Raw genomic sequence first — 15,133 nt, forward strand, 5'->3', positions numbered from 1 at the left:
ACTGCGCTGATGAAAGACGTTGGTCTGCGAATCAGGGTTCAGCGCGAGCTGCGTGAGCAATTTCTGGAGGCGTGCCGTCAACAGGACAAGCCGGCCGCTCAGGTGCTTCGCGAGTTCATGCGCGAGTATGTGCGCGAGCATGATTCACTCTCCGAGCAGACGCGTTCGCACAAAAACGAATTGAGGGGGCCGAATGGCGATTAAGAAATCCGAGATATACCGCTCATTGTGGGCGAGCTGCGATGCGCTCCGCGGCGGCATGGATGCGAGCCAGTACAAGGACTATGTGCTGTCGCTGCTCTTCATCAAGTATATCAGCGACAAGTACGCTGGTGAGCCCTATGCACCGATTACCGTGCCAGACGGGGCGAGCTTCGTCGATATGGTGGCGCTGAAGGGCAAGCCGGATATCGGCGATCAGATCAACAAGAAGATCGTCGCACCGCTTGCCGCGTCCAACCAGCAGCTCTCCCAGGCGGATTTCCCGGATTTCAACGACTCAGTGAAGCTGGGCGATGGCAAGGAGAAGGTCGACCGACTTACGAATCTGATAGCGGTGTTCGAGAGCCCGTCGCTCGACTTCAAGGGCAACCGTGCCGATGGCGATGACATCCTCGGCGATGCGTATGAGTACCTCATGCGCCACTTCGCTACCGAGAGCGGGAAGAGCAAGGGCCAGTTCTATACACCGGCCGAGGTCAGCCGTGTCATGGCGCAGATGCTCGGCATTAAGGACGCGGCCACCAGCTCGCGGACGACGGTCTACGACCCGACTTGCGGCTCCGGCTCGCTGCTCTTGAAAGTCGGTGACCAGGCCGGCACGTCGGTCACGCTCTACGGGCAGGAGAAGGATGCGGCCACCAGCGGCCTCGCCCGCATGAACATGATCCTGCACGACTATCCGACCGCGGAAATCCGGCAGGGCAACTCGCTCGCCGATCCCAGGTTTCTGGATGGCGAGGCGCTAAAGACCTTCGACTACGTCGTGGCCAATCCTCCGTTCAGCGATAAGCGATGGACCACAGGCCTTGATCCCGAAAACGACCCGTATGACCGTTTCAAGGCTTATGGCGTGCCGCCCGCCAAGCAGGGCGACTACGCCTACCTGCTTCACATCGTCCGCTCTCTGAAGAGCGCCGGCAAGGGCGCGTGCATCCTACCGCACGGTGTCCTGTTTCGCGGCAACGCCGAGGCGGAGATTCGCCGCAAGCTCGTCCGGAAGGGCTATATCAAGGCGATCATCGGCCTCCCGGCCAATTTGTTTTACGGCACCGGTATCCCGGCCTGCATTGTCGTCATGGACAAGGAGGACGCCCAGGCCCGCAAGGGCATCTTCATGATCGACGCCAGCCAAGGCTTCATGAAGGACGGGCCGAAGAACCGTCTGCGCTCGCAGGACATCCATCGGATCGTCGATACCTTCTGGAAGGGCAACGATATCCCCGGTTATGCCCGGATGGTGCCATTCGAAGAGATCGAGAAGAACGAATTCAACCTCAATCTGCCGCGCTACATTGACAGCCAGAAGGAAGAGGACCGGCAGGATATCGAAGGGCACCTGCGCGGCGGCATCCCCGCCGCCGACATCGATGCCCTGCAACCCTACTGGGATGTCTATCCCACGATGAAGCAGGTTCTGCTCCGTGAATGCCGACCCGGCTACTTCGAGCTCAAGATAGACAAGAGCGATGTCCGTCCGACGATTTTCGAGCATCCGGAGTTCGTCGCCTTCCGAGAAAAGATGCGCGCGCATTACGATCAATGGCGTGAGCGCACAGCCTCGTATCTCAAAGGCCTCGACGCCGGCTGTGATCCGAAGCAGGTGATCTTCGACATCTCAGAGGACCTGCTCGCTCACTACACCGGCAAGCCGCTGGTCGATAAGTACGACATCTATCAGCACCTGATGGATTACTGGTCGGAGACGATGCAGGACGACTGCTACCTGCTCGCGGCCGACGGCTGGAAGGCCGAAACCTACCGCATCATCGAGGAAGGCAAGAACGGCAAGCAGAAGGACAAGGGCTGGGCCTGCGATCTCGTGCCAAAGGAATATGTTGTCGCGCGCTTCTTTGCTGGCGAACAGGCTCAGATCGATCAACTAACGGCCGAGCTCGAAACCGTTGAGGCCGAAAAGACAGAGCTGGAGGAAGAGCAGGGCGGCGAGGACGGCGCTTTCGCCGATTTAGAAAAGGTCAACAAGGGCAACGTCAATGTGCGCTTGAAAGAGATAAAGGGCGACGCTGATGCCGCCGAAGAAGAAGCCGCGTTGAAGGCGTGGCTGAAACTGACCAACACCGAGAGCGATCTGAAGAAGCGGATCAAGGAGACCGAGTCTGCGCTCGACAAGGCCGCCTACGCGAAATTTCCCGAACTGACCGTCGAAGAGATCAAGGCGCTTACCGTCGACGACAAATGGCTCAGCGCCGTTCAGGCCATGATCGAGGACGAAATGGATCGCATCAGTCACGCGCTGGCCGAGCGCGTGCTTGTCTTGGCGGAGCGCTACGAGTTCCGTTTGCCTGAGATCACCGAGCGCGTTGCCAATCTTGAGACGAAGGTCAATCAGCACCTTGAGCGGATGGGGTTTGCATGGTGATGGGCTTAGCAATCTCAGCACCCGATCAGACCGGGGGCCAGCAGGAGACTGGTCGATTTAGGGAGTCGGAAGCTGGCCTTATTCCGGCAGATTGGGAAGCCGTATATATCGAAGATATTGCCACGATCACTACCGGCAGCCGAAACACCCAGGACCGTGTAAAAGGAGGCGTTTATCCGTTCTTTGTTCGCTCTCAGAACGTTGAGCGGATAAATAGCTACTCCTTTGAAAAAGAGGCTGTTCTGACAGCAGGAGATGGCGTCGGAACAGGAAAGATATTTCACTATATCGATGGAAAATTTGACGTCCATCAGCGCGTCTACGTGATGTCAGATTTCGTAGACAGAATTTCTGGATACTTTTTCTATCTTGTCTTTTCTTCAAGATTTTACGACCGAATAATGCAGATGACCGCGAAATCATCCGTGGATTCAGTTCGTCGTGAAATGATCGCGAGGATGGCCATACCCTTGCCGCCTCGTCGCGAACAAGATGCGATTGTTGAAGCTCTGCAGGAAGCCGACGGGCTAATTGTCGCACTCGAACAACTCATTGAAAAAAAGCGCCTCATCAAACAGGGCGCGATGCAGGAGCTGCTCTCCGGCCGCCGCCGACTCCCGGGATTCAGTGGTGAGGTCTCCAAACGTAAATTTGGGGAGATTGCGGTTCCTCGTAAACGACGGATAAACCCAGCGACTGCGGGATGGCAGCCCTTCTGCGTCGAACTTGAGCATATTTCAAAGGGGACCGGTCGTTTAGAAGGGTGGTCAGAGGCACGCGAAAACGCTTCTTTGAAGGCGGTGTTCGAAAAAGGTGATGTTCTCTTTGGGAAGCTACGGGCTTACTTGCGGAAATACTGGCGTGCAGACCGCTCCGGTGTTTGCTCGACCGAGTTTTGGGTCTTGGCTCCTGCCGAGGACATGACAACCAGTTCCTATTTGTATCAGGTTGTTCAAACTGATCATTTCATTGAAGTAGCCAGTCAGGGGTACGGGACTCACATGCCTCGCTCTGACTGGTCCTCAGTTTCAGAAATTGAACTCCCCGTTCCAGCGCTTGACGAGCAAGAAGAAATTGGGCGCGTCCTTGGGGAAATGGACGCGGAGATTGAAGCGCTTCACACTCGGTTGGACAAAGCCCGCCAGATCAAGCAGGGAATGATGCAGGAATTGCTGACCGGGAGGGTGCGGCTGGTATGAGCGATGTGCTGAAACCGGAGAAGGCGACCCAGCGGCGTGTGATCGAGTTGTTTCGCGATGAGCTTGGCTACGACTTCCTGGGCGACTGGACTGACCGGCCGGGCAACAGCAACATCGAAGAGAAGTACCTGACCATGTGGCTGGAAGGGCGTGGCTATACGCCTGCGCAGATCAGTGGTGCGCTTCAGCGGCTCCAGCGTGAGGCGACGAATACAAACCGCAGCCTCTATGCCAACAACGAAGCGGTCTATGGGTTGCTGCGTTATGGCGTGGCTGTGAAGACCGAGGCCGGCAAGCCAGCCGAGACCGTACACCTGATCGACTGGGATGATCCGGACGCCAATGACTTCGCGATTGCCGAAGAGGTGACGCTCACCGGCGGGCATGAGCGCCGGCCGGACATCGTGCTCTATGTGAACGGTATCGCCGTCGGCGTGCTGGAGCTAAAGAACAGCCGGGTGAGCATCGGTGACGGTATCCGGCAAAACCTTTCGAACCAGCGGCCGGAGTTTAACGCCTGGTTCTTTCCGACCGTGCAGTTCGTTTTCGCCGGCAACGATACCGAGGGGCTTCAGTACGGCACGATTGGCACGCCGGAGAAGTATTTCCTGAAATGGAAGGAGGATGAGGAAGAGGATGAAGGCTACAAGCTCGACAAGTACCTGACAAAGCTCTGCCGGAAGGACCGGCTGATCGAGTTGATGAAGGACTTCGTCCTGTTCGATGCCGGTGTGAAGAAGCTGCCGCGGCCGCATCAGTATTTCGGGATCAAGGTGGCGCAGGACCATGTGAAGCGCCGCGAGGGCGGGATCATTTGGCACACTCAGGGCTCGGGCAAGAGCATCGTCATGGTGCTGCTCGCCAAGTGGATTCTGGAGAACAACCCAAACGCCCGCGTCGCCGTCATCACCGATCGCGACGAGCTCGACAAGCAGATCGAAGGCGTGTTCGCCGGGGTCGGCGAGCCGATCGAGCGCGCCAAAAGCGGCCGTGACCTGCTGGGCAAGCTGGGCGAGGCGACGCCGCGGCTGCTGTGTTCGCTGATCCATAAGTTCGGCAAGCGCGAGGTCGAGGACTTCGACGCCTGGATCAAGGATATGGAGGGGCAGCCGAGCTCTACGGTTGGTGAGGTGTTCGTCTTCATCGACGAATGTCACCGCACCCAGAGTGGCAAGCTGCATCGGGCGATGAAGGCGATGATGCCGAATGCCGTGTTCATCGGCTTTACCGGCACACCGCTTCTGAAGAAGGACCGGAAGACCAGCATGGAGGTCTTCGGGGGCTACATCCATACCTACAAATTCAGCGAGGCGGTCGAGGACGAGGTGGTGCTCGACCTGGTCTATGAGGCCCGCGACATCGACCAGCGGCTCGGTTCGGAGGAAAAGATCGAGGCATGGTTCGACGCCAAGACGAAGGGCCTGAACGACTGGCAGAAGGACGAGTTGCGCAAGAAGTGGGGCACGATGCAAAGCGTGCTCAGTTCCAAATCGCGCATGAACCGGGTCGTCAGCGACATCCTGTTCGATTTCAGCGTCAAGCCGCGCATGTCGAGCGAGCGCGGCAACGCGATCCTTGTCGCCTCCAGCATCTATGAGGCATGCCGGTATTTCGAGTTGTTCAACAAGACGCCGCTCAAGGGTAAGTGCGCGCTGGTGACCTCCTACAATCCGAACACGCAGGACGTGACGAAAGAGGAAATTGGGGCCAATTCCGAAACCGATAGGCAGTTCATCTACAACACCTACACCGAGCTTCTGAAGGAGGTGACGCCGCGCGCGGGTAAGTCGAAGACGGAAACCTACGAGGACGACGCCAAGGACCTGTTCACCAAGCAGCCGGCAAACATGAAGCTGCTGATTGTCGTCGACAAGTTGTTGACCGGCTTTGATGCGCCGCCCTGCACCTACCTTTACATCGACAAATCAATGCAGGATCACGGCCTGTTTCAGGCGATTTGCCGGACCAACCGACTGGACGGTGAGGACAAGGAATTCGGCTACATTGTCGACTACAAGGACCTCTTCAAAAAGGTCGAGAACGCCATCGCAGTCTATTCCTCCGAGCTCGACGACAGCGCGCCGGGGCCATCGCCGGATGTCCTGCTCCAGGATCGGCTGACCAAAGGCAGGGAGCGTCTGGACGACGCACTCGAAGCCCTCGAAGTATTATGCGAGCCGGTGGATCCGCCAAAGGGCGAGCTCGACTATATCCATTATTTCTGCGGCAACACCGAAATCCCGTCAGACCTCGAAGAGCGCGAGCCGCAGCGGGCCATGCTTTACAAAGCGGTCGCCGCCTTCGCCCGTGCTTATGCCAACATCGCCGATGACATGGACGAGGCCGGTTACAGCCAGGCCGATATCAAACGCATCAAAGGCCGGCTTGATCACTTCCTCGCCATTCGTGAGATCATCCGTAACGCCAGTGGGGAGACGCTCGATCTGAAGGCCTATGAGGCGGACATGCGCCACCTCATCGACACCTATATCGAGGCCGATGAAGCCCGCAAAATCTCGCCATTCGACAATGTCAGCCTGCTCGATCTGATCGTGAAGACCGGGATCGCGGACGCGATCGCCCAGAAGCTCGGCAGCATGAAAGGCAATAAGGAAGCCATTGCCGAGACGATCGAGAACAATGTGCGCAGCAAGATCATCAAGGAACACCTGAACGATCCGGCATTCTACGACCGAATTTCGGCGTTGCTGGATGAGATCATCAGGAACCGGCGCGAGAAGGCCCTCCAGTACGAGGAATATCTCAAGCAGATTGCTGACCTGGTGAAGCGAGTTGACGCCGGCACGGCGGAAGACACGCCTGAGAAGCTCGACACGCCGGGCAAGCGCGCGCTCTACAACAATCTCGAAAATGATGAAGAGCTGGCGCTGCGCCTTGATGCCGCTGTGAAGAAAAATGCGCCCGATGGCTGGCGCGGCAACGAGCCCAAGGAGCGCGTCGTTAAGAAGGCGCTCTATCAGGAGCTGGGCGACAAGGACGAGGTTGAGCGCATTTTCCTGATCATCAGGGCACAGAAAGAGTACTGATGGTCCGCGAGCTGCGTTTGGGAGACATATCGGTCGATGTGGTGCTGAAGGACATCAAGAACGTCCATCTCAGCGTGCACCCGCCGACCGGTCGCGTGCGGATTGCCGCACCGCGCAGCATGACGCTGGAGACCATCCGTCTGTTCGCCATCTCCCGGCTCGGCTGGATCAAACGGCAGCAGCGCCGGCAACGCGCCCAGGACCGGGAGACGCCGCGCGAATACATAGAGCGCGAAAGTCACTATCTGTGGGGACGCCGATATCTGCTGCGCATCGTCGAGGATGTGCCGCGCAGCTATGTCGCCATCGACCATCGCCACATTGAGCTCGGCGTCCCCGAAGGCGCCGGCACCGAAAAGCGGCAGGCTGTGCTCGATAGCTGGTACAGGGAAGAGCTGCGTGCCGCCGCGTCTGATCTGATCGTCAAATGGCAGGACCGGTTGGGCGTTGAGGTCGAGCGCTTCTACATCCAGCGCATGAAAACCAAGTGGGGCGGCAGTAGTCCGTGCCGTCGCACGATCCGTCTGAACCTCGAACTTGCCAAGAAGGACCCTGAGTGTCTGGACTACGTCATCCTGCATGAGATGGCGCATTTCATTGTTCCGCATCACGGAGGTGATTTCGCGGCGCTGCTCGATCAGCATATGCCAAACTGGCAGCATGTAAGAAAACACCTGAACGATTTGCCTCTAGGTCCCGTTTCGGGAGAGTAGATTCAACAAAGGAGGGGGAATTGAAGCAACATAATGCAACTTTCGCCAATTTCATCTGCCGATTTGGCGACGAGAAGGTTCTTCTCGACTATGCCGAGGAAGTCGTGATTCCGGCCTTCACGCGGGACACTTATGTCAGGAGTTACGGCCAGCGCACACATTATCATTTTTACGAGGTCGAGATCGTCGAGCTTTCCGGTGATGACACGGCGCCGGTGCTGGGTCTTGCGGGCCGATTCATCAAGGATACCGAACTGACGCGCCACCAGATTTTTGACGCGAAGCAGGGCCTCATCAAAGATGAGCAGCACATGCGCTCCGCGCCCTCGATCTTCTTTGTGCTGATCTTGAACAATCATCGCCTTATCTATTTTCCGGAAACGCCGCACGCCCCTGATCTTGGATCATTTAAGACCACTGCCGAGCAGTTCCTTCGCCGCCGTCATAAGGAGTATATCGACGAACTCTATAACGAGATGAAGAAAACGGAGCAGAAGGTTACGAAGAAAGCTCTCTACGAAACCCATCCCGTGCCCACGCTAGAGGTGATCGCGCTGACGGGCGCCGAGGATGTGGCCCAGTTTGTGCGCCGGTATAAAACCCTCAAACAGATCGACTTCCGGCTGGTCCTGCCCAACGATGATATCGATGCCGGCGAAATTCTTGGGCAAGTGCGCAGCCTTGGTCAGGAACTCAATTCCGATCGGACCAAGCTGACCACCGCGAACAGCGAAGGGCTGGATATCGAGGCCTCGATTGACGCGGTGAGCGCAGCCACAGCTACCGGAAATCAGGAAGTCAAGCTCTCCGGGGTGGATCAGGCAGGCAATGCCCTCTCGGGCAACAACGACGAATTTCAGGTTTCTGCGCCGGTTGAGAACATACCAGCGACTCGCCGTGGCCTGATCGACAGGCTTTACGGCATCTATGAGGGGCTCACGCGATCCGGCACTGTGCGCGCGCCCGCTGTCGAGCGCACGGTGGACAGGATCAGACAGCTAACAAGGCTGCTTTAGATGGACTGGAAGGATCGTATAACCAGCGAGAAGAGCCTCTTCCAAGTCTATTTGAAGGCACGAAAGGTCGCTACAGCCCGCTCAAACGCCCGTATTGCCTGGATTGTGTTTGGTCTTGCCGCCGCCGGTCTTGCGGCAAACGCCTGGTACGGTCTGCCTGTCGCGCCATATTCGTCACTGATCACAGGGATCAGGCAGATCGCCGACATCGGCTTTACGTTTACGACGGCGATTCTCGGCTTCCTGATTGCGGGGTTTGCGATATTTGCGAGCATTACAAAGCCGAGTGTTTTCATCCTACTGGCGCAGCTCAATCATACAAAGGGCGATATCTCACGACTTCAGTTCATATTCTTCAATTTTCTGTTTGTTTTTATTCACTATTTGTTCTTTCTTATGGCCTGCGTTCTGGTAAAGGTGACGCTTTTCAACGGTGGCCCGCTCTCCGGCGCCTTGAGCGCGCTCGCCGAACTTGACGCGCGGTTCGTTGTTCTTGGTGGGAGCCTTGGCTTTGCTGTGTTCGCCGGATGGCTCGTATTCCTGTTCATGCTCCTGAAATCATTTATATGGAACATGTATCAGGCGGTGCTGGTAACGATTGTGATCGAGGCGGAGATGGAGGACCAGGATGCGAAGCAGGACGATAATTCTTAGCGTCCCTGATTGCCGAATATCTGATCGTCAGGCGCTTCAATTTCCTCTGGTTGTTCACGGCCAGTGCGGTCGAATTTCTTGTGTTTCTTTCAGTTGAGAGATGATAACCGCAGCATCTTATCTTTTCCCTCTCCGAGGCAAGTGCTACTTTGTGTTCCGAAATGCAGGATAGTGTAACAGCGGCAACTCACAAGTACGTGATGATTATTTCTCAGTCTCTCCCCCACATCCTCCGTGCGATTTCCCGTTCCTCCAATCCGACCGCGTTACCGTAGATGGCGGTCGTGGCAATGTCCGAATGCCCCAACCATTTCTGCACCAGATTGAGGGGCACGCTCTTTTCCAGGGCGGCGATGGCGAAGGCGTGCCGCAGTCCTTTCGGGCTGGCGTACGGACCTTCGATGCTGCCCCGTTCCATCACCGCCTTGATCCGCCGATAGCCGGTCATCCGGCACCACGGCCAGAGAAGCTCCTGATCCGGCGGCAGTTTGCGCAGCAGATTGCTGAGCCGACGTGACATGGCCGAGGGGATCGGAACGGCCCGGTACACCCCGTGCCGGCGCTTCTTGAGCGTCTCCAGGATCACTACCTGTTCGACCAGATCGACCCGGTCGCGGGTGAGATTCAGCGCCTCCGAGAGACGGCAGCCGGTATAGGCTACGGTCAGGCAAAGCGCGGCAACCTCCGAAGGCTCCTTGCGGGCTGCGTGGATGAAGGCGGTGCGTTCCTTGATGCTGAGGTATTTGCGGTGGCCGGCGTCGTCATAGAGGCTCCAGTTGGCCATGGGGTTTCCGATGCTCTCGAAGGCTGCTGTCCTCCTTACGCTTTGATTCTATTGTGAGAATCGTACCGCACGGAGACTCTCCCAGTGACAATTTCCTGCATTCTGTCACTGACTTCGCATGTCGCCCTGTGGCTGGCGTGCAACACAACTGCACGGGGAGTCTGACCATGAAGAAAGCCTACAATGCAGCCATCCGCGGGGCGGCAGGCCTCGCATTCGCGGGCCTCGCGCTGGCGGCGTGCCAGACGACGCAGGTCGATGAAATGGCGGTCGCCGAGCCGCTCGCGCCGATGGCGGAGCCGGCGCCCTATGCCGAGGGAACCGTGTTCCACGGCATTCGGAACGGCGAGCAGGTTCGGAACACGCTGATCGCCGTCGACGGCGGCCGCTATACGTGGCAGCGCGATACCGATGGCTGCACCTGGACGATGGATGCCGGTATCGGTCTCAACTTTGGTCCCGAGGTGAGCTGGGAGAACTGCAACAGCAGCGGCACCACGACCGTCACGAACACGTCGGGCGATATCTGGCCGCTGGAAGTCGGAAAGACGGTCTCCTACGAGGGTACGGGCCACACCGCCGGCGGGAACGACTGGACTGCGGATCGCACCTGTGAGGTCGAAGGGCAGGCGCGTGTCACCACGCACGCCGGCACGTATGACACCTACAAGGTGGTCTGCCGCACGAAGTGGCGGGAGATGGTCTCCTACATGTCGCCGGAGGTGGGTGCAGCCGTGAAGTTCGTGCAGCGACCGCGCCGGTCGGACTCGAATTCGCCTTCAATCGACTTCGAGCTCACGCGGATCGAAGCGCAATGAGGGGGGCGACGGTGATCCGCAATCTTGTGGTTGGCGCCTTGCTGCCGCTGAGCGTGGCGGGGTGCTTCAAAGACAAGTCCGTGAAGCTCGAAGTGGCCGAAATCTTGGAGCGCGACACGACGTGGGACATCTGTTACATGAAAATCGTCGCGACGAACGAGCTTGATGAGCCAATCGAAACGCTCGTGGCCACGCTCACCGTGAACGATCTCCCGGTCTATGACGGCTACGCCAATAGCTTTTCGACCGAGAAGGGGCGGCAGAAAACCGACCGGATCGTGATCGGTCAGAGCTATACGGAAGAACTCTACTTCAAGGGTGAATGCCCGGAGAACGCTGAAATCACCAGCGTTAAGATCGAAGCCTGCGCGACTACTGAACGCGATTGTAGCAAGGACGTGACTTTCTGAAGCAGGATAAGCACCATTTTCAGATTGATTGAAAAAGAGCCCCGCCGGTTGGCGGGGCTTTGAGTTTGGTCGGTGTCAGGCAGCCTGGTTCTGGGACTTCGGCGCCATACGCTGGCCTTCGAGCCATTTGTTGAACTCGGAACGGTCGATATAGACACGACCGCCGATTTTGATCAGCGCCGGTGCCATGCCGTTCGTCTCGGCATGGAAGATCCACCAGCGCAGCTTGCTCTCGGTCACGAACGGCGCTTCCGCCGCAAGCTGCTTGACCGTTCGCAGCTCCTTGTAATCGATCAAGGGCTGAGCCCTCCGTCGTCGATTGACGTCAAAAAGAGCAGGAACAGGTCGAAACTACGCGGAAACGGCGGGAATCTCAATTTCCGGCGATGCTGAGGTGCGTCAGGCGTCCGGCTGATCGCCTTCGCTCGGCCCGAGGTAACGGGTATTCATCCGGCCGACCACGTCCTTGACGTGGCTCTCGGACAGGTGCGCATAGCGCCGCACCATCTGAAGCGTCCGGTGCCCCAGCACTTCGGCAATCTCCACAAGACTGGCGCCGTTCATGGCGAGGTAGCTGGCCGTGCTGTGCCGCAGGTCATGGAAGCGGAAGTCCTTCAGGCCGGCGGCGTTGCGTGCGTTCTCCCAAGCCTTGCGGATGTCGATCGGCCCCTGGCCGTCCCGACGCGGGAACAACCACTTGGTCTCCGGCGGCTCGGGCAGCTCCTTGTAGAGCCCCTTGGCATAGGCGATCTGATCGCGGATGGCTGGGGCGATCTGCGGCACGATGTGGGCGGCGCGCGTGTCGCCGTTCTTGGTGTTGCGCAGGATCGCCGTTTCGCGTTTCAGGTTCACGTCGTCGAGCGTGAGGCCGAGTATCTCGCTGCGGCGCGCGCCCGTGCTGATCGCCAGCAACACCACGGGATAGAGCTGCGGGTTGTCGCTCTCCTGACAGGCATTGAGCAGCGCCGCCCGCTCGTCATCGTCCAGATAGCGGGTCCGCTCGTTCCGAATCTTGGTGATCTTGTTCACCCCATCGAGCGGGCTGGTGGCTGTCCAGCCCCATTGGATTGCGTACTTGAACAGCAGCGCGAGCTCGTCGCGATAGTGCTTCAGCGTCTTCGGGCTCTTGGGGCGGCGTGCCTTCTTCGGCTTGCCGTTCTCGTCGTCGGGCTTCCGGCGGCTGTCGCCGGCGGCGGCAAGGGCGTTCATCTTTTCGCTCACCAAGTCGGGCGTGATATAGGCGAGGGCGTATTCCCCCAGCTCCCGCTCCCAGAAGTTCAGGAACGAGCCTTCCGCCCGTTTGGTGCTCTCGGCGCGATGGATGAACACCTCCTTGCGGAAGCGGTCGATCACGTCCTGGAGCGTCTTGCTGCCGGCCGTGCGGACGACGTTCTTGAACTCGCCCTTGCGGATGCCGCTCTCGGTATCCTGCGCCCACTGCTTGGCGTCGGTCAGCCGCTTGAATGTGCGGGTCTGGGGCGGGAAGCCCTTCATGCGGACCATGACCCGATAGCTCGGACCGTTCTTGCCGTTGCGCTTTTGGATGGTCGCCATGATCGTGCCTGTGCGAAGCGAGGGGGAGGGGTGTGCCAAGCTCTCTTTTGGCACATTCTTGGCACACTGAAAACCAAAAACCTTCAACAATGACCAAGCGAGCCAAGCAGAAAAATCACGATATATCAGTTTATAATAAGTTGGAGAGTGTTGATCGATTGTGCCAAATATGGGTTTTCGCTTGGCTCATAACCTGAAGGTCGTAGGTTCAAATCCTACTCCCGCAACCAAAATAAACACACAAAATCAACACAGTAACGCCCAATAGGGCGCTCCTTGCATCCACCCCATCCCGCGCGGTGCTACGCCGGTGCTACACCACAGCGCAAAGATAAACGCCCAAACGTCACGCCGAACAAACCAGCGCGACTCAGAACGGCAGAAACGGCCCTAACCTGCCTTTCACCAGTGGGGTGAGAGCCGCAGTGCGGTCCGCCAAATCGGCCGTTCATGCACGGCGCAGCATTGCTCGAAAAACAACACGTCATTCACGATTTGTAATGACAACTTGTTCAATGTGTTGAGAACACCCATACTCTAGGTACAAGGGACCCATTAAAAATGCCATACGATCCACGAAAAGCTGCGCAAACGATTGCCTTTTTCACTATGAAAGAAGGTGGAGCTATCAACGTGCTTAAGGTGGTGAAACTGGTGTATTTGGCCGACCGGGAAAGCGTTCGGCTGCGCGGGCATCCCATTCAAGATGAAGGCCGCGTTTCCATGCCCCATGGGCCAGTCAATTCCTTGACGCTTGACTATCTAAATGGGTTTTACCGTGACGATGGTGGATGGTCGCAGTTCTTGCGGGACCGTGCCGACAATGACGTTGGCTTGGCAAGCGTGGAGGTGACAACCGATTCTCTGGACGAGTTGAGCGAGCGGGAAATCGGCATCCTGCAAAAAGTCTGGGAAGAATTTGGGCACATGGACCGCTTTGATCTTGCGGAGTGGACTCACAAAAACATTGCCGAGTGGGAAGACCCGAACGGATCATCGCGACAGATTCCCTTGGACCGCATGATGACGGCAGTCGGCTTAGACAAGCCTATTGAGCGCGCGCGCGAACTGGAAAGCCTCAACCGGGCGACCTCGTTTCTGGCTTCGCTTTAAAACATGGCGTTCCGGCGCGGAACCTTTCTCATGCCATCCGGGCCTCGACACAACCCCGATATAATGCACCTGCAGGTAGTTTGTAACGACACATGCGCCTTGGGCCTCAACCTACTTGTGCCAATTTCCAGCTTCTTCGACGGCTGCGACGATACCTGTCTCTTGGACACGGGCGACCATAAAAGCGTATTGCACCTGTCGTATGTGTTCTATGCCAATGCTAAGATTTTCAGAGCCTCGCAAATCGACAAGGGGTTAGAAATAAAGTTCTTGTTTCCGAAACCCGACCTTGCAGAGGCGGTGTTTCAGCGTATCGAACAGGGCATTTGCGTTTCGCCAGACACTCCTCCAAACGTGAGGAAATATCACGGGTGTTGAGACTGCAAGTGCTGCCCAGGTCTATTTAACGGCAGGCGAGGTCGGCCCTGAGCGCACTCTGAACGTGTTTGCTAATGCAGCAATGCAACTTCGTCAAAACGGACATTGGCTTGGATGGCTGTCATCAGTAGAGTTTCGGACCGAATGAAATCAAAAACTAGGTCCGCTTTATCAAGCTTGCTGAAGGTTCGATAAGGGTGGCATAGTTCAGACACTTCACCAAATGATGTAGACGATGGACCTCTCGGAAGAGAACGAGCATTCGCCACATGTAGTCCAATAATTGAATTTGGCATTTCTTTTCCCGCGCCATGCCTTCTAGTTTAGGGTAGTACGTTATTGTCTGTAAGACATCTTCGTAGTTAATCTTGTTGTGAGCTATGGCGTTTCGAAGTTAGTTATCAAGCGCATCCGAATTAATCACATGCCATGGATCATCCAAATCCAGCATTTTGTTTCCAAGAGACACATCCGCGTACTTACTGAGAGTGGATGGCGCAAGATCCTTCCCGCTCTTCGTAACGTGAACACCTTTTGCGAATGCGTTATGGTCACCGCGTTTGACTAAGTTATTGATCCCCGCCACCAAAACCAACTGCCGGTTAAGAACTTCGGATAAATCCTTGTAGACTTCCTTATACTCTTCGAAGTCCTGCGAGCTGACTCGCATCGCAATCGTTCCTGACGCATAAGTTCGGTCGACATCAAGAAACAGGGCGGGTCGGAGCGGGAGTTCCGCTTCGAAAATCGGTTGGTCGTGTCTCGAATCTGGTTGAAATTCTGCGGCGGCGCTCTCCGAACGGTGTGATTTTGGCCTGCTCAGGCGGCGAGGTCAAGGGTCATGGGTT

At 57.2% G+C, this 15,133-nt stretch carries 14 protein-coding genes; 10 read left to right on the forward strand and 4 right to left on the reverse strand.

Features of this window, described 5'->3' with window-relative positions; genetic code table 11:
* Nucleotides 1–9 precede the first annotated feature (9 nt).
* From ABIE58_RS16970 to ABIE58_RS17000, 7 genes are read left to right on the forward strand one after another with little or no spacing between them, the layout of a single operon-like run.
* Nucleotides 10–204, forward strand: coding sequence for a ribbon-helix-helix protein (locus ABIE58_RS16970; protein WP_354545893.1), 195 nt, complete (start codon nucleotides 10–12; stop codon nucleotides 202–204).
* Nucleotides 194–2,599, forward strand: a complete 2,406-nt coding sequence (locus tag ABIE58_RS16975; RefSeq protein WP_354545894.1) for a type I restriction-modification system subunit M — start codon at nucleotides 194–196, stop codon at nucleotides 2,597–2,599. Before ABIE58_RS16970 ends, ABIE58_RS16975 begins: the two co-directional genes overlap by 11 nt.
* Nucleotides 2,593–3,798 carry a restriction endonuclease subunit S gene (locus ABIE58_RS16980; RefSeq protein ID WP_354545895.1) on the forward strand — a complete coding sequence of 402 codons (1,206 nt, stop codon included), beginning with the start codon at nucleotides 2,593–2,595 and terminating at the stop codon, nucleotides 3,796–3,798. Before ABIE58_RS16975 ends, ABIE58_RS16980 begins: the two co-directional genes overlap by 7 nt.
* Nucleotides 3,795–6,845, forward strand: coding sequence for a type I restriction endonuclease subunit R (locus ABIE58_RS16985; RefSeq protein ID WP_354545896.1), 3,051 nt, complete (start codon nucleotides 3,795–3,797; stop codon nucleotides 6,843–6,845). Before ABIE58_RS16980 ends, ABIE58_RS16985 begins: the two co-directional genes overlap by 4 nt.
* Nucleotides 6,845–7,558, forward strand: coding sequence for a M48 family metallopeptidase (locus ABIE58_RS16990; protein ID WP_354545897.1), 714 nt, complete (start codon nucleotides 6,845–6,847; stop codon nucleotides 7,556–7,558). The genes ABIE58_RS16985 and ABIE58_RS16990 overlap by 1 nt, the downstream gene beginning before the upstream one ends.
* Before the next feature lie 20 nt (nucleotides 7,559–7,578).
* Entirely contained in the window at nucleotides 7,579–8,574 is a 996-nt protein-coding gene (locus ABIE58_RS16995; protein ID WP_354545898.1) for a DUF4747 family protein, read from the forward strand.
* Nucleotides 8,575–9,228: a hypothetical protein gene (locus ABIE58_RS17000; protein ID WP_354545899.1), complete on the forward strand. Its 654-nt coding sequence runs from the start codon at nucleotides 8,575–8,577 to the stop codon at nucleotides 9,226–9,228. It abuts the gene before it with no gap.
* Between the two features lie 211 nt (nucleotides 9,229–9,439).
* Here ABIE58_RS17000 and ABIE58_RS17005 read toward each other — a convergent pair whose 3' ends face one another.
* Nucleotides 9,440–10,012 (reverse strand): tyrosine-type recombinase/integrase, encoded by a 573-nt coding sequence (locus ABIE58_RS17005; protein ID WP_354545900.1) that lies wholly within the window; start codon nucleotides 10,010–10,012, stop codon nucleotides 9,440–9,442.
* 167 nt (nucleotides 10,013–10,179) lie between these two features.
* On the opposite strand from ABIE58_RS17005, the gene ABIE58_RS17010 reads away from it, so the two are divergent.
* The gene (locus ABIE58_RS17010) at nucleotides 10,180–10,830 is read left to right on the forward strand and encodes a hypothetical protein (RefSeq protein WP_354545901.1); all 651 of its coding nucleotides are present in this window, start codon (nucleotides 10,180–10,182) and stop codon (nucleotides 10,828–10,830) included.
* A gap of 11 nt (nucleotides 10,831–10,841) precedes the next feature.
* Complete coding sequence (locus tag ABIE58_RS17015) at nucleotides 10,842–11,240, forward strand: hypothetical protein (RefSeq protein WP_354545902.1); 399 nt, start codon at nucleotides 10,842–10,844, stop codon at nucleotides 11,238–11,240.
* A 75-nt stretch (nucleotides 11,241–11,315) separates the two neighbouring features.
* On the opposite strand, the gene ABIE58_RS17020 is transcribed toward ABIE58_RS17015, so the two are convergent.
* Complete coding sequence (locus ABIE58_RS17020) at nucleotides 11,316–11,537, reverse strand: DNA-binding protein (RefSeq protein WP_354545903.1); 222 nt, start codon at nucleotides 11,535–11,537, stop codon at nucleotides 11,316–11,318.
* Between the two features lie 102 nt (nucleotides 11,538–11,639).
* Nucleotides 11,640–12,794, reverse strand: coding sequence for a tyrosine-type recombinase/integrase (locus ABIE58_RS17025; protein WP_354545904.1), 1,155 nt, complete (start codon nucleotides 12,792–12,794; stop codon nucleotides 11,640–11,642).
* A 561-nt stretch (nucleotides 12,795–13,355) separates the two neighbouring features.
* Between ABIE58_RS17025 and ABIE58_RS17030 the strand changes: the two genes are divergently transcribed.
* On the forward strand, nucleotides 13,356–13,907 hold the full coding sequence (locus tag ABIE58_RS17030; RefSeq protein ID WP_354545905.1) for a Panacea domain-containing protein: 552 nt from the start codon (nucleotides 13,356–13,358) through the stop codon (nucleotides 13,905–13,907).
* Between the two features lie 772 nt (nucleotides 13,908–14,679).
* Here ABIE58_RS17030 and ABIE58_RS17035 read toward each other — a convergent pair.
* The gene (locus ABIE58_RS17035; RefSeq protein WP_354545906.1) at nucleotides 14,680–14,955 is read right to left on the reverse strand and encodes a hypothetical protein; all 276 of its coding nucleotides are present in this window, start codon (nucleotides 14,953–14,955) and stop codon (nucleotides 14,680–14,682) included.
* Nucleotides 14,956–15,133 lie beyond the last annotated feature (178 nt).

The sequence above is a fragment of the Roseovarius sp. MBR-78 genome, from assembly GCF_040547535.1.
Lineage (GTDB): Bacteria > Pseudomonadota > Alphaproteobacteria > Rhodobacterales > Rhodobacteraceae > Roseovarius.

Bases quoted from the DNA above. Each gene is read 5' to 3' on its own strand.
- ABIE58_RS16970 (WP_354545893.1), top strand. From the start codon at position 10: ATGAAAGACGTTGGTCTGCGAATCAGGGTTCAGCGCGAGCTGCGTGAG.
- ABIE58_RS16975 (WP_354545894.1), top strand. From the start codon at position 194: ATGGCGATTAAGAAATCCGAGATATACCGCTCATTGTGGGCGAGCTGC.
- ABIE58_RS17030 (WP_354545905.1), top strand. From the start codon at position 13,356: ATGCCATACGATCCACGAAAAGCTGCGCAAACGATTGCCTTTTTCACT.
- ABIE58_RS17005 (WP_354545900.1), bottom strand. From the start codon at position 10,012: ATGGCCAACTGGAGCCTCTATGACGACGCCGGCCACCGCAAATACCTC.
- ABIE58_RS17035 (WP_354545906.1), bottom strand. From the start codon at position 14,955: ATGCGAGTCAGCTCGCAGGACTTCGAAGAGTATAAGGAAGTCTACAAG.
- ABIE58_RS17000 (WP_354545899.1), top strand. From the start codon at position 8,575: ATGGACTGGAAGGATCGTATAACCAGCGAGAAGAGCCTCTTCCAAGTC.
- ABIE58_RS16980 (WP_354545895.1), top strand. From the start codon at position 2,593: ATGGTGATGGGCTTAGCAATCTCAGCACCCGATCAGACCGGGGGCCAG.
- ABIE58_RS17010 (WP_354545901.1), top strand. From the start codon at position 10,180: ATGAAGAAAGCCTACAATGCAGCCATCCGCGGGGCGGCAGGCCTCGCA.
- ABIE58_RS17025 (WP_354545904.1), bottom strand. From the start codon at position 12,794: ATGGCGACCATCCAAAAGCGCAACGGCAAGAACGGTCCGAGCTATCGG.
- ABIE58_RS16985 (WP_354545896.1), top strand. From the start codon at position 3,795: ATGAGCGATGTGCTGAAACCGGAGAAGGCGACCCAGCGGCGTGTGATC.
- ABIE58_RS16990 (WP_354545897.1), top strand. From the start codon at position 6,845: ATGGTCCGCGAGCTGCGTTTGGGAGACATATCGGTCGATGTGGTGCTG.